Source organism: Cryobacterium breve (assembly GCF_004402375.1).
GTDB lineage: Bacteria > Actinomycetota > Actinomycetes > Actinomycetales > Microbacteriaceae > Cryobacterium > Cryobacterium breve.
The window spans coordinates 157,287-170,582 of sequence record NZ_SOGJ01000034.1 but is presented as its reverse complement, the minus strand read 5'-3'; the positions used below and the strand labels follow the sequence as shown (position 1 = coordinate 170,582).

Annotated in this window: 13 protein-coding genes and 1 pseudogene; 8 read left to right on the top strand and 6 right to left on the bottom strand. The window is 66.6% G+C overall.

Going from position 1 to position 13,296, the window contains the following annotated elements; translation table 11 throughout:
* Positions 1–105: 105 nt before the first annotated feature.
* Together E3O65_RS15250 and E3O65_RS15245 are read right to left on the bottom strand one after the other, a co-directional pair.
* Positions 106–1,380: a M18 family aminopeptidase gene (locus tag E3O65_RS15250; RefSeq protein ID WP_134364570.1), complete on the bottom strand. Its 1,275-nt coding sequence runs from the start codon at positions 1,378–1,380 to the stop codon at positions 106–108.
* Positions 1,381–1,501: 121 nt separating this feature from the next.
* Positions 1,502–2,224: a hypothetical protein gene (locus E3O65_RS15245; protein WP_134364569.1), complete on the bottom strand. Its 723-nt coding sequence runs from the start codon at positions 2,222–2,224 to the stop codon at positions 1,502–1,504.
* A gap of 71 nt (positions 2,225–2,295) precedes the next feature.
* On the opposite strand from E3O65_RS15245, the gene E3O65_RS15240 reads away from it, so the two are divergent.
* The 5 genes from E3O65_RS15240 to E3O65_RS15220 all read left to right on the top strand — a co-directional run bounded on the left by E3O65_RS15240 (position 2,296) and on the right by E3O65_RS15220 (position 7,322).
* Complete coding sequence (locus E3O65_RS15240) at positions 2,296–2,592, top strand: hypothetical protein (protein WP_134364568.1); 297 nt, start codon at positions 2,296–2,298, stop codon at positions 2,590–2,592.
* On the top strand, positions 2,589–4,733 hold the full coding sequence (locus E3O65_RS15235; protein ID WP_134364567.1) for a RecQ family ATP-dependent DNA helicase: 2,145 nt from the start codon (positions 2,589–2,591) through the stop codon (positions 4,731–4,733). Before E3O65_RS15240 ends, E3O65_RS15235 begins: the two co-directional genes overlap by 4 nt.
* Positions 4,734–5,029: 296 nt before the next feature.
* Positions 5,030–5,839, top strand: a complete 810-nt coding sequence (locus tag E3O65_RS15230; RefSeq protein WP_134364566.1) for an amino acid ABC transporter substrate-binding protein — start codon at positions 5,030–5,032, stop codon at positions 5,837–5,839.
* A 12-nt stretch (positions 5,840–5,851) separates the two neighbouring features.
* Positions 5,852–6,520, top strand: coding sequence for an amino acid ABC transporter permease (locus tag E3O65_RS15225; protein WP_134364565.1), 669 nt, complete (start codon positions 5,852–5,854; stop codon positions 6,518–6,520).
* Entirely contained in the window at positions 6,507–7,322 is an 816-nt protein-coding gene (locus E3O65_RS15220; protein ID WP_134364564.1) for an amino acid ABC transporter ATP-binding protein, read from the top strand. Before E3O65_RS15225 ends, E3O65_RS15220 begins: the two co-directional genes overlap by 14 nt.
* Before the next feature lie 36 nt (positions 7,323–7,358).
* On the opposite strand, the gene E3O65_RS15215 is transcribed toward E3O65_RS15220, so the two are convergent.
* On the bottom strand, positions 7,359–8,387 hold the full coding sequence (locus E3O65_RS15215) for a TerC/Alx family metal homeostasis membrane protein (RefSeq protein WP_134364563.1): 1,029 nt from the start codon (positions 8,385–8,387) through the stop codon (positions 7,359–7,361).
* A 154-nt stretch (positions 8,388–8,541) separates the two neighbouring features.
* Here E3O65_RS15215 and E3O65_RS16805 point away from each other — a divergent pair, with 154 nt between their 5' ends.
* On the top strand, positions 8,542–9,228 hold the full coding sequence (locus E3O65_RS16805) for a Pr6Pr family membrane protein (protein WP_166785783.1): 687 nt from the start codon (positions 8,542–8,544) through the stop codon (positions 9,226–9,228).
* 153 nt (positions 9,229–9,381) lie between these two features.
* Here E3O65_RS16805 and E3O65_RS17320 read toward each other — a convergent pair.
* Together E3O65_RS17320 and E3O65_RS15205 are read right to left on the bottom strand one after the other, a co-directional pair.
* A pseudogene (locus E3O65_RS17320) lies at positions 9,382–9,591 on the bottom strand (winged helix-turn-helix domain-containing protein); the annotation flags it as partial.
* Positions 9,588–10,658, bottom strand: coding sequence for a TerC family protein (locus E3O65_RS15205; RefSeq protein ID WP_134364561.1), 1,071 nt, complete (start codon positions 10,656–10,658; stop codon positions 9,588–9,590). The pseudogene E3O65_RS17320 and the gene E3O65_RS15205, both read right to left, overlap by 4 nt.
* Before the next feature lie 172 nt (positions 10,659–10,830).
* On the opposite strand from E3O65_RS15205, the gene E3O65_RS16925 reads away from it, so the two are divergent.
* Positions 10,831–11,532 (top strand): cupin domain-containing protein, encoded by a 702-nt coding sequence (locus E3O65_RS16925; protein ID WP_198412694.1) that lies wholly within the window; start codon positions 10,831–10,833, stop codon positions 11,530–11,532.
* A gap of 508 nt (positions 11,533–12,040) precedes the next feature.
* On the opposite strand, the gene E3O65_RS15195 is transcribed toward E3O65_RS16925, so the two are convergent.
* Complete coding sequence (locus E3O65_RS15195) at positions 12,041–12,403, bottom strand: DUF2834 domain-containing protein (protein WP_134364560.1); 363 nt, start codon at positions 12,401–12,403, stop codon at positions 12,041–12,043.
* Between the two features lie 125 nt (positions 12,404–12,528).
* On the opposite strand from E3O65_RS15195, the gene E3O65_RS15190 reads away from it, so the two are divergent.
* A complete protein-coding gene (locus tag E3O65_RS15190; protein ID WP_241985703.1) occupies positions 12,529–13,290 on the top strand; it encodes an HNH endonuclease family protein in 762 nt (253 codons plus the stop codon).
* The last annotated feature ends 6 nt before the right edge of the window (positions 13,291–13,296 follow it).

Sequence of the window (13,296 nt, the reverse complement as noted above, 5' to 3'; positions counted from 1 at the left end):
CTGACAGTGTGCCAACTCTGATAGTTACGCTATCAGATATGTGAACTATCCATAAGTATTGAACTCGAATTTCCTCGTCCGATGGGGCGCGGCCCCCGTCGCCCGTTACGGGGCCGGGGCGAAGAACGCGCCGATCGCGGCGCACAGCGCCACCGGGTCGTTCACATGGCACAGTTCTCGGGCGGAGTGCATGGAGAGCAGCGGGATGCCCACGTCCACCGTGCGGATACCGAGGCGGGTGGCGGTCAGCGGACCGATCGTGGAGCCGCAGGGCACCGTGTTGTTCGAGACGAATTCCTGGTAGACCACGCCCGCCTGCGCGCAGGTTCGAGCCCAGAGGGCCGCACCAGCGGCATCCGTCGCGTAGCGCTGCGTGGCGTTAATTTTCAGCAACGGGCCACCCCCGGCGACGACCATGTTCGCCGGGTCATGCTTCTCCGGGTAGTTGGGATGCACCGAGTGGCCGGCGTCGGCCGAGAGGCACCAGGAGCCGGCATAGGCGCGCAGGCGATCGCTGACGGATGCTCCGAGCCCCGCCCCGATCCGGGTCAGGATGTCGCCCAGCAGCGGTCCGCTCGCGCCAGAGCGGGTCTCGGAGCCGAGTTCCTCGTGGTCGAAGGCCGCGAAGACCAGGATCTGCCCCACCGGTGCGGATGCCCCGATCAGGGCGACAAGGCCGGCGTGCACCGAGGACAGGTTGTCCATGCGTCCGGCGGCGAAGAGCTCGTTGCCGAGACCGAACCGGGCCGGCGGTGCCGTGTCGACAGTAGAGACGTCATACCCGGCGACATCCTCGCCCACCAGCCCGGCGAGACCCGCGAGGTGCCCGACCAGGTCGGCCTGGCTCGCGTTTCCCACGCCGAACACCGGAGTCAGGTGCCGCTGCCGGTCGAGGGTGAGTGCGGTGTTGGCGTCGCGGTCGAGGTGGATGGCCAGCTGCGGGATTCGGCAGAACGGCCCCGTGCGCACGAGGTGCTCGGTGCCGTCGATGGTGGTCAGGCGTCCGGCGAGTTCGAGTTCGCGGTCGAGCCAGGAGTTCAGCAGCGGGCCGCCGTAGACCTCGACGCCGGCCTGCAGCCAGCCGTGGGCGCCGATGGTCGGCTTCGGCTTCAGCTTGAAGCCGGGCGAGTCGGTGTGGGCGCCGAGGATGCGGAACGGTGTCGTCGGACCCGCGCCGTCCGGCTGCACCCAGGCGATGACGGCGCCGTCACGCACAATGTAGCGGCGGCCCGCCTCGCGAGGCCACTCGTCCGTTTCGCTGACGCGGTCGAAACCGGCGTCGTCCAAGCGGCGGGCGACCTCGGCTGCGGCGTGGTAGGACGACGGGGAAGCGGTGATGAAGTCGGCGAAATCATCGATGTAGTCCGGTCTGGAGGTCATGGGTCAATCCAACCACCTGCACACAACGTGCTCGTCACGCCGGGGAGCCCCGGCCAGGGCCGTGCTGTCACGCGGCGAGGCCCGCAGCTTCCCCCTCGGCGAGACAGGAAGGACTCGGCGCTCACGCCTCGGACTGCAGGGCGGCCCGGGCGAACGCAGCGCCGCCGGGCGTGACGATCCACCGCCTGTAACTGGTCGCACCGACGTCAAAGACACCCAGCCCCCGCAGCAGGCGCCATTTCGGCAGCACCAGGGCAAACGCCGCGTCGCCGGAGAGCGGGGCACCGTCGGCCCGCACCCAGCCCACGGTCTCCAAGCTGAGGGCCAGCAGTTGCTTGAACAGCTCGCTTTCATCGAAACCCCGCCGCGCTATCAGCAGGAGCAGCAGCCTGACGGCGTCGGTCTCGGCCACATTGCGGCTCTGGTGCACGGTTCTCGCCAGGTGCCACCACAGCTCTCGCGGTGCCTCGGCGAGCGCCCGGCCGCGACTGGTCTGCAGCAGCATTCCCTTGCTCACGCGCAGCAGACCGGCCGTGCGCAGATGGGCGCGCAACTCCAGCAGCGGCAAAAAATGACTCTCCCTGCTGGCCGTGCCGGGCCAGCCCCAGTCGAGTTGGGTTGAGGCTTCCACGACCACGACCGGCGGCAGATACCCAGCCTTGGTCAAACGGATGCCGTGCGCGCCGACGCGGCGCAGCATCCACTGCACGGGCGTCACCATGCGTTCCATCGCCCGCACCGGCAGCAGAATGGTGTCGGTCACCCGGGCCTCCGCGAGCACCAGCCGGAACCCGGCGACGGATTCGGGGTGCATGCGCGTTTCGATTTCCTGGATGGCCTTCACCGTTGGAGCATAGCGAGGTGATGCGGACCGGTGCCGGCGGCCAGGCATGCGTTCCGCCGCAGCCGTGAAACATGGGCAGAGTCATTGCAACCACGACCTCCGTCAACCTCGCCGAGGTGCTCGCCTTCATGCGCCCGAGGCACCGGATGCTCGTGGCCAACACCCGCTCTGACAGTTGCCCGCAGATCTCACCTGCGGCCGGCGGGGACGCCGAGATGCTGCACCTAACCGCGCTGTCACTCGCGGCGCACCCTGTGGAAGCGGGCGCACGGTCTACCGTGCGCCCGCTTCCAGGACCTGCGCCGCGAGCGCGTTCCGGCACCCGGCTCGGCGCACTGTCACCCGCATCTGCAAAGCTGAACGGATGACCGACACCCGCACCGATGCTCTCGAGATCCTCCGCGCCCTGGTCGGACGTGACGACGCAGACTTCCACGAGGGGCAGTTCGAGGCGATCGAAACCCTCGTCGACCAGCGTCGTCGGGCCCTGGTCGTGCAGCGCACCGGGTGGGGCAAATCGGCCGTCTACTTCGTCGCCACCCTGTTGCTGCGCCGCCAGGGTGCCGGCCCCACGATCCTGGTGTCGCCGCTGCTCGCGCTGATGCGCGACCAGGTGGCCGCGGCCGCCCGGGCCGGGGTGCGTGCGGTGTCGATCAACTCGTCCAACGCCCACGAGTGGGCGGAGGTTCAGCAACAGCTGCAGGGCGACGAGGTCGACGTGCTGCTGGTGTCGCCGGAGCGGCTCAACAATCCGAAGTTCCGCGACGATCAGCTCCCGGCGCTTCTGGCCCGGGTGGGACTGCTCGTGGTCGACGAGGCCCACTGCATCTCCGACTGGGGGCACGACTTCCGGCCCGACTACCGGCGCCTGAGCGACCTGATCGCGCAGATGCCCGCCGGCGTGCCGGTGCTGGCGACCACGGCCACGGCGAACAGCAGGGTCGTGACGGATGTCGCGGCGCAGCTCGACCGGGTTTCGACCACCGAAGCAGGTACCGAGGTGGTCACCATCCGCGGGCCGCTCGCCCGGTCTTCCCTGCGGCTGGGCGTTCTGCGACTGCCGGACTCGCGCACCCGGCTGGCCTGGTTGCTCAGCCACATCGACGAACTGCCCGGCAGCGGCATCATCTACACCCTCACCGTCTCGGCCGCGGAGGACACCGCACGGTTGCTGCGCGACGCGGGCCACCCCGTGCGCGCCTACACCGGCCAGACCGACACCGCCGAGCGGGAGGAATCCGAGGGCATGCTGAAACGCAACGAGGTCAAGGCCCTCGTTGCCACCAGCGCCCTGGGTATGGGGTTCGACAAGCCCGACCTCGGCTTCGTGCTGCACTTGGGTGCCCCCTCCTCCCCCGTTGCCTACTACCAGCAGGTCGGACGCGCCGGCCGCGCCACCGAGAACGCCGATGTGCTGCTGCTGCCCGGAGTCGAAGACGAAGACATCTGGCAGTACTTCGCCACCTCCTCGATGCCCAGTCAGCACAAGGCGGAGGCTGTGATCGGGGCGCTCACCGAGCACGGATCGGCACCGTTGTCGACACCCGCGCTCGAGGCACGCGTCGACCTCAAGCGCAGCCCGCTCGAACTGCTGCTCAAGGTGCTCGACGTCGACGGGGCCGTGCGCCGCGTCACCGGCGGCTGGGTGGCGACCGGTCAGCCCTGGCTCTACGACCGCGAACGCTACGAACGCATCGCCGCCGCCCGGGTGAGCGAGCAGCAGGCCATGATCGACTACGAACGCACCACCGGCTGCCGGATGGAATTCCTGCAACGGGCCCTCGACGACGACACCGCGGTGGCCTGCGGTCGCTGCGACAACTGCACCACGGCCTGGTTCCCCGGCGACGTGCGACCCGAGATGGCCACGGCCGCCGCCGTGTCGCTCGACCGGGTCGGTGTGGCCCTCGAGCCGCGCGCCCAGTGGCCCACTGGGGTGGCGAGCCTCGGCGTGAACGTGCGCGGCAACATCCCGGCCACCGAACGGATGCTGCCCGGCCGCGCCCTCGCCCGGCTCACCGACCTGGGCTGGGGCGGTCCGCTGCGGGACCTGTTCGCCACCATCTCCGCCGATGCGCCGTCCACGGATGCCCCGGCGAGCCCGGCTCTGATCCAGGCCTGCATCCGCGTGCTGGCAGAGTGGGGCTGGGACGAACGCCCGGCCGCCGTGGTCAGCGTGCCCTCCCGACGGCATCCGTTGTTGGTCGAATCGGTGGCCCGGGCGTTCGCGGACGCCGGCCGCCTGCCCTGGCTCGGCTCGCTCGACCTCGTTAACGGCGGGCCCGCCGGCACGGCCGGTGGCAACAGCGCCTACCGGCTCTCCCATGTCTGGGACCGCTTCGCGGTGGGTCCGGAGCTGGCCGCGGCCCTCGACGAGGTGCAGGGCCGGCCGATCCTGTTGGTCGACGACCTCGCCGACAGTCGCTGGACCCTTACGGTGGCAGGCCGACTGCTCCGCCGTCAGGGTGTCGCAGCGGTGCTGCCGTTCGCACTGGCGGTGAAATCCTGACGCGGTGATCAGGGGGCGCAGCCCCGGCCAGCCGTTTCCCGGGAAGCCCGCAAGACGTCTCTGCTCGTCCTCGTCGAACCGGGGCACCGAGTTTGCGCGCCGTACGCGCGGCAGCATGCGCAGGCCTCGCGCAGCATTCCACGCCGGAATTGCGAGCTGAGGCGACGACCAGGGCCCATACCTTGTATTACGTGGGGTGTCACGGGAATACTGGCTGACGCTCACTCCTTGTTAGTCTTCGGACGTTGCTTCCCGGCGACGAATACGCACCTGCAACCTCGGTTAGGCCAGAAACAATGAAGCTCAAGATCATGTCGGCGGTACTTCTCGCAGCGCTCACCGTGTCGCTGGCCGGCTGCTCCGCTGCCGACTCCGATGACACGGCCACCGCCGGCGCCGACACCTCACTGTCTGCCGTCACGGATGCGGGCGTGCTGACCGTCGGCACCGAGGGCACGTACCGACCGTTCACCTTCCACGAGGGTGGCTCCGGCGCACTGACCGGCTACGACGTCGAGATCATCGAGGCGGTCGCAGCCGAGCTCGGTGTCAAGGTCAAGTTCGAAGAAACCCAGTGGGACGGCATCTTCGCCGGCCTCGAGGCCGGCCGCTTCGACGTCATCGCCAACCAGGTCACGACCACGCCGGAACGCGTTGCCAAGTACGACTTCTCGACCCCCTACACGTTTTCGACGGGCGTGATCGTGGTCAAGAGCGACAACACCTCGATCACCTCTTTCGACTCCCTGTCCGGTAAGACCACGGCCCAGTCGCTGACCAGCAATTGGAACACGCTCGCCACCGAGAGCGGCGCGAACGTGCAGGCCGTCGAGGGCTGGGCCCAATCCGTCGCGCTGGTCGAACAGGGCCGCGTCGACGCGACCGTGAACGACAACCTGACCTTCCTCGACTACCAGAAGCAGACCGGCGCCACCGGCCTCAAGGTCGCCGCGAACACCGACGAGAAGTCCGCGACATCCTTCGCGTTCGTCAAGGGCAGCACGGCGCTGACGGATGCCGTCGACGGCGCCCTCGAGAAGCTCGCCGCCGCCGGCACCCTGACCTCGATCTCGGAGAAGTACTTCGGGTCCGACGTTTCGCAGTAATACACTCCCGCAATGAATCAATCTGCCTGGGACCTGTTCTGGACCTCGCTGGGCCCCATTGTGCAGGGGGCGATCCTCGGCACCATCCCGCTGGCGCTTGCCTCTTTCGCGATCGGGATCACGCTCGCCATCGGGCTGGCGCTCATGCGCCTGTCCCGGCGGGGATGGGTGTCGAGCATTGCCCGGGTCTACATCTCCATCGTGCGCGGCACCCCCCTGCTGGTGCAGCTGTTCGTTATTTTCTACGGCCTGCCGTCGTTGGGCATCGTGATCGATCCGTGGCCGAGCGCCGTGGTCGCGTTCTCACTGAACGTCGGAGGATACGCCGCCGAGGTGATTCGGGCGGCGATCCTCTCGGTGCCCAAGGGGCAGTGGGAGGCGGCATACATGATCGGCATGTCGCACCGACGGGCGCTGACCCGAATCATCTTGCCTCAGGCCGCCCGGGTATCGGTGCCGCCCCTGTCGAACACGTTCATCAGCTTGGTGAAGGACACCTCCTTGGCGTCGGTGATCCTGGTCACGGAGCTGTTCCGTGAGGCCCAGCAGGTGGCGGCGTTCAGCACGGAATTCATGCTGCTCTACCTTGAGGCGGCCCTGGTCTACTGGGTGATCTGCCTGGCTCTCTCGTCGGTGCAGAGCATCCTCGAAAAGCGATTGGACCGCTATGTCGCCCACTGAACCGATTGAGCCGACCGGCCCGCCGGACCCGGACGCAGCGCCGGCCGCCGACGCCCTGCTCCGTGTGCGCGGGCTGCAGAAGAGTTTCGGCGCCAACCAGGTGTTGCAGTCCATCGACCTGACGGTGAGCCGCGGTCACGTGCTCGCCCTGATCGGACCCTCAGGGTCCGGCAAGACCACCATCCTGCGCTGCTTGAACGGGCTGGAGCTGGCCGACGGCGGAACGATCGAGTTGGCCGACGAGCTGTCGGTGGACTTCACCACCGCACCGGGCAAGAAACAGCTGGCAGCTCTGCGCGACCGGTCGGCCATGGTCTTCCAGCACTACAACCTGTTCCCGCACAAGACCGTGTTGGAGAACGTGTTGGAGGGCCCGGTCATGGTTCAGCGGCGCCCGAAAGACGAGGTCACGGCAGAGGCGCTCGCCCTGCTGGACCGCGTTGGACTCAGCTCCAAGAGGGACAGCTACCCGTTCGAGCTCTCCGGCGGCCAGCAGCAACGCGTGGGCATTGTGCGCGCGCTCGCCCTGCGTCCGAAGTTGCTGCTCTTCGATGAGCCGACCTCGTCGCTCGACCCGGAACTCGTCGGTGATGTGCTGCGTCTGATCAAGGAATTGGCCTTGGAGGGCTGGAGCATGGTGATCGTGACCCACGAACTCGAGTTCGCGCGCGAGGTGGCCACCACGGTGGCTTTCGTCGACGGCGGCCGGATCGTGGAGCATGGCGACCCGAAACAGGTGCTGCGCCACCCGAAGGAGGAACGCACCCGGCAGTTCCTGCACCGGCTGCTGTTCCCCTTCTAGGCCGTCAGTTCTCGCCCGCCAGCGACTCGGCGCCGGTCAGCTGTTGCGCTCGGAGCCGGGCCGATCCGCTGCCTCAGACTCGGGTCGATCCGCTGCCCGGAGTGAGCCGGCGTGAGCTCGCGCCGTGGGATCCTGGCGTGTTTTGATCAGGCTGGCGACCGTGGTCACGGTCAGAACCACTCCGATGACGATGAGGCTGAGGTTCGTGCTGATCTCCGGCACGCGGTCGTCCAGGCCGTGTCCCCAGTGCAGAACGAGTTTCACTCCGATGAAGGCCAGGATCAGGGACAGTCCGGTCGACAGGTAGACCAACCGGTCCAGGAGCCCCTTGACGAGGAAGAACAGCGCCCGGAGCCCGAGAAGTGCGAAGGCGTTGGCCGTGAAGACGATGTACGCCTCGTCGGTGATTCCGAAAATCGCCGGGATCGAGTCGAGTGCGAACAGAAGATCGGTGCTCCCGATCGCGATCAGAACGATGAACAGCGGTGTCACGGCGCGGCGCCCGGCACTGCGGGTGAACATTCGACCGCCGACGTAATCGTCGGTCACGGTCAGGCCCCGACGGGCCACCCGAACCAACACGTTGTCCTGCACGTCGGGGTCGACGTTGCGGTGCCGGTACAGCTGAACGGCCGTGAAAATCAGCACCAGACCGAAGATCAGGAACATGAAGGAGAACAGCGAGAGCAGAGCGGCGCCCAGCGCGATGAAGATCGCCCGCAGTATGAGTGCCAGCACGATCCCGAAAATGAGAACCTTCTGCTGGTACTTTTCCGGCACGGCGAAGGTTGACATGATGATCACGAAAACGAAGAGGTTGTCGATGGACAGGCTCTTCTCCACGATGTAGCCGGCGAAGTACTCCGCGCCGAAGCCCCAGCCCACCTGGGCTGCGAAGACGAGGCCGAACACGATGGCGACCGCGATGTACAGCACCGAAGAGATTGCGGCCTCCCGGAATTTGACCACGTGCGGCCGGGCCATGGCCAGGCCCAGGTCCAGCGCGAGCAGACCCAGAATGAGTGCGATAGTGAGCGTCCAGCGGAGCGCAGTTACTTCCAGCAACTGTGACCTTCCTGTCATATCCTCTGCGAGGAATTTTGGTCTGGCCCCAATATTAGGGACCAGTTTTGTGATTTGGCGATTTAGTTACGTGGACCGGACGAACGACGCGGCCTGCCCTGCTGATTCCCCAGCTCGGCAGCACTATTCTTTTCCAGTGACTTCAACAGCAATTCCTACGGTGGCCTCCGACTCATTAGTGCCCTCCGCCCCCCGGCGCCTGTCCGGTCTGCTCCGGATCGGGATGGGGCTGCTGCTGTTCGCGAGCATCGCGACCCAGGTCACCGACCAGATCTGGAACGATGCCTTCGTGGCCACCGAGTACTTCGGTTATTTCACGATCCAGTCGAGCCTGATGAACGTGGTCGTTCTCCTCGTGGGAGGTTCCCTCGCGTTGGGCAGTCGCGTCGATCCCCAGCTGCTCACCACGGTGCGGATGTCGGTCCTCACGTACGCGGTCGTCACCGGGGTCGTCTACAACGCGCTGCTGCGCAATGTCGTCTCCGACGGCTTCATCGGTGTCGGCTGGCCCAACGAGGTACTCCACGTGTGGGCGCCGATCTTCATCGCTTTGGACTGGATTCTCTCGCCAGGGCGACCGGCTGTGGCGTGGAACCGCCTCGGCTACGCCCTGATCTACCCGGTGCTCTGGGTGGTCTATGCCCTGGTGCGCGGAACGACGACCGGCTTCTACACCTACCCGTTCCTCGACCCGGCCCAACCCGGTGGTTACTCCGCGGTGGCGCTCTACGTGCTCGGCATCGCGGTCTTCATCGGCGTCCTGGCCGCGGCCGCGATCGCCGCGAGCCGCCTCCGGGCTCTGGAGGCCGGGCCGGTGCGCTGATCCGCCTCCGCGGTCATCCGTGCCAGGCAGTGCGGGCGAAAGCGTGGCAAAAACGGCGATCATCTCATCCACGCTGTGCGACGCGGTCGACGGATGCCGGAACGGCCGATTCCGCTCGAGGCTGTAGTGGTTGCGCCGGCCCACCCGCTCGCGGCGAATGTACCCGGCCTCGACCAGATCAGCCATGATGCTGAGCGCCGCCCGGGACGACACTCCCACCGTTTCCGCAAGCTCATGCACCCGCGCATCAGGGTTCTCCGCTATGGCGAGCAGCAGGTGTGCGTGGTGGGTGAGGAATGTCCACGGCTTGCCGGGGGCATCTGTCGCCGAGATCGGCGGTTCGGTCGTTGGCAGCTCGGTCATCGGCGGGTCTCGTTCTCCTTCTTCTTCTGCACGGATTTCTGGGCCTTTTGCTCGGGTGCGCGAGCAGATCGACGCCAGACCGGCTCCATCTCGGCCAATTCCTCGGCGGTGGCCTCCCGGAAGGAGCCCGCAGGAGCAGCCTCGACCTCGCGCCGACCCTGTCCCCGTGTGGCCCGCAGGCTGAGAACGACCGACACCGCGATGATCAGCGCGATCACACCGAGGGAGACTGTCGTCGGAATGTAGAACACGTCGAGCAGCAGCATCTTGACGCCCACCCAGATCAGCACGAGAGAGAGGCCGATCTTCAGGTAGACGAACCGGTGCATGAGGTCGGCGAGCAGGAAGTACATCGCCCGCAGGCCGAGGATCGCGAAGGCGTTGGCGGTGAAGACGATGAACGGTTCACTGGTGACCGCGAAGATGGCCGGGATGGAGTCCACGGCGAACACGACATCCGTCACCTCGACCAGCACGAGGACCGCCAGCAGCGGCGTGGCGAGCAGGATGCCGTTCTTGCGCACGAGGAAGCGCTGGCCGTGGAACGCGTCGGTCATCGGGACGAAGCGGCGGAAGAGGCGCAGCACCGGCGACTTCTCGGGGTGCGCGTGTTCGTTGCGGGTGCGGATCATGCGGTAGCCGGTGTAGATCAGGAACGCTGCGAACACGTAGAGGATCCAGGAGAAGTTTTCGATCAGCACGGCGCCCGCCGCGATGAAGATACCGCGCAACACGAGCGCACCGAGCACGCCGAGGAACAGCACCCGGTGCTGGAATTGGCGGGGCACCGCGAAGGCGGCGAAGATGATCGCCCAGACGAAGACGTTGTCGACCGCGAGCGACTTCTCGATCAGGTAGCCGGCATAGTACTGCTGCCCGAACTCAGCCCCGGCCGTGATCCAGATCACGACGCCGAAGGCGATACCGATCAGCACCCAGATCACCGACCAGATCGCGGCCTCTCGCACACCGATCACATGGGCCTTGCGGTGGGCGAACAGGTCGACAGCCAACATAACGGCGATCACACCGAACACCGCCATCCAGGCGTAGAGGGGGACGTTCATGGGAATTACCTTCCAGTCAGTGCTTCGACTGGAGGTCTGGTCCAACCCGGAACGGGTCCCTATGGCCGGGTTCCGATGACGAAACCGTAATGACGACCACAGACTGGGGATTACTCCCCTCCGAAAACAAGTGAAGCATACTTCACCCTTTGGGGCAAACCACGGCGGTTGAATGGCGCCGCCGCCGCGACTACCGTGCAGGGGAACGAAGGAGAATTCCATGAAGGGTTTTGTCGACGACATCGAAGATGCAGCCATCCGCAACTCGAATTTCCGCGAGGTGCTGTACACCTCGAACGGGCTGCAGCTCGTCGTGATGGCGCTGGAGCCGGGCGAGGACATCGGGGAGGAGGTGCACCGGAATCGTGACCAGTTCTTTCGGGTGGAAAAAGGCAAGGGCGAGATCTGGATCGACGGCAGCCGAACGAAGATCCGAAGGAACTCGGCCATGATCGTGCCGGCCGGGGCTCGGCACAACGTGGTGAACTCCGGCGGGAAGGTGCTGCGGCTCGCCACGGTCTATGCGCCGCCGGAACACCGGGACGCGATCGTGCATCTGACGAAAGCGGATTCCCAGGCCTCGAACGAGCACTTCGACGGAACAGTCACCGAACGGTCAGTGAAGAAGCAGCCCACCAAGGCGGCCACCCGGCACGCCACGAGGCAGGCACAGGCGAAGCCGGCGACGAAAGCGACCCCTCCGACGAAGTCAGCGAAAGCGACGAAAGCGACGAAGCCGGCGGCCAAGCCGGCGAAAGCAACGAACGCGACGAAGACGACGAAGACGACGAAGACAGCGAAAGCAGCGAAGACAGCGGCCAAGCCGGCAGCGAAGCGGCCCTCGACGAGGGCGCGTTCCGCTAACACCGACTAGCCGGCAGCGTCGTAACGACCTCGGCGAAATTCCTGCAGTTTCGGCCCGCAACGGATTCCTGGGGCCTGTTCCGGACAAACTCTTTGTCGACTTGATTCGTGCTGCGAGGGCGGTTCCGAGCGCGTGGTGGATGACCGAACGGTGCAGGCTTTACGGCACATCCGTCGCCTGGTGTGGCCAACTCAGGAGATCCGACGGAGCCACACCGGGCATCCGCCCGGGTTCCGCACTGTTCCGCGGCGGCCGGGTACCTCGAGCGACGGATGTCCTGAGTTAGCCACACACAGGCAGGCCGACACACACAGGCAGGCAGGCAGACAGGCAGGCAGACAGACACAGACACCCAGGCACAGACCCGTATGCCCACACGGACGAGCTGACCGGGCCTGTCCCACGGGCACGGCAGGGGTGCCGGGAGTTAGCCATTTCAGTCCGCAATGACTGGCTGGGGCCGGTTCTGGGCACAATCGCCGTTGAATCGGCTCGTCACTCCGAATCGGGCTGCGCTCTATCCAGACAGCGTCGGAGTGGTCGCAGCCTGAAGCCTGCGTCCCTGCAGGGTGCGCTCCCGCATGGAAAGGAAGAGCGGGAAGGTGAAGGCGAAGGCCGTCAGGCCCGAAAGCACCACGTAGAGCCAGCCCCGCTTCATCCCGAGGCGTCTGGCCTCGACGATGATCAGGATGCTGCCGGCCACCGCCACTACCAGCAGGTCCACGGTCAGCGACGACACCGCCGGGCCGCTGTTCACCCAGTCCCCGATGAAGTCGCGAAGCTGCACGATAGCGAGCACGTTGAAGGTCCAGGTGCCCACGAGACCGGCCAGGGCGAGCAGCAGGTAGACGAAGGCCAACGGGGTCCAATTTTTGGTCATGGGCCATTATCGCTGCCCGGTAGGGTCGGAAGCTGACCCCGGGGAGCACCACCATGCCACACTCATCGCGCCGGCCGGCGTCGGTCCGCAGCCGGCGCTCCCGGCGGCCAACGACAGTACTGCTGGTGGCGCTGACGCTCCTCGCCCTGGTCTCTGCGATCGTGGCCGGCGTGCTCGGAATCACTCCCGGACCGGGTCCCGGCATTACTCCCGTGCCTGTTCCCGGCATCACTTCCTGGCCCGCTCCGATCGCGTCACCCATCCCTGGCACCGGCGCGGGCACTTCCTCGGTCACGGCCACCGGCGACGCCGCCGATCTGCTCGCGACCCTGCCGGTCAAGGGCAAGGCCCCGAAGACGGGCTACGACCGAACCGGGGTGTTCGGTTCGACCTGGCGCGATGTCGACGACAACGGATGCGACACGCGCAACGACATCCTGGCCCGCGACCTGACCGCGATCGTGACCGATGAAACCTGCCGGGTGCTCAGCGGCACGTTGCTGGCGCCGTACACGGGCGAGTCGGTGGTGTTCGAGCGCGGCGAGGCCACCTCAAGGCTCGTGCAGATCGATCATCTGGTGGCCCTGTCGAACGCCTGGCAGACCGGCGCCCAGCAGCTCGATCAGGCCGAGCGGATCGCACTGGCCAATGACCCCCTGAACCTGTTGGCCTCCGACGGCAGCTCCAACTCGCAGAAGGGAGACGGGGACGCCGCCACCTGGTTGCCCGCCCAGAAGTCGTTCCGCTGCGAGTACGTGGCCCGGCAGATCTCGGTTAAGGCTGCCTACGGCCTGTGGGTGGCCCCGGCTGAGCACGACGCAATGGGGCGTGTGCTCTTCTCGTGCCCAGGTCAGACTGCCTATTCGGATGCGCACGGCATCGACTAGGTTCCC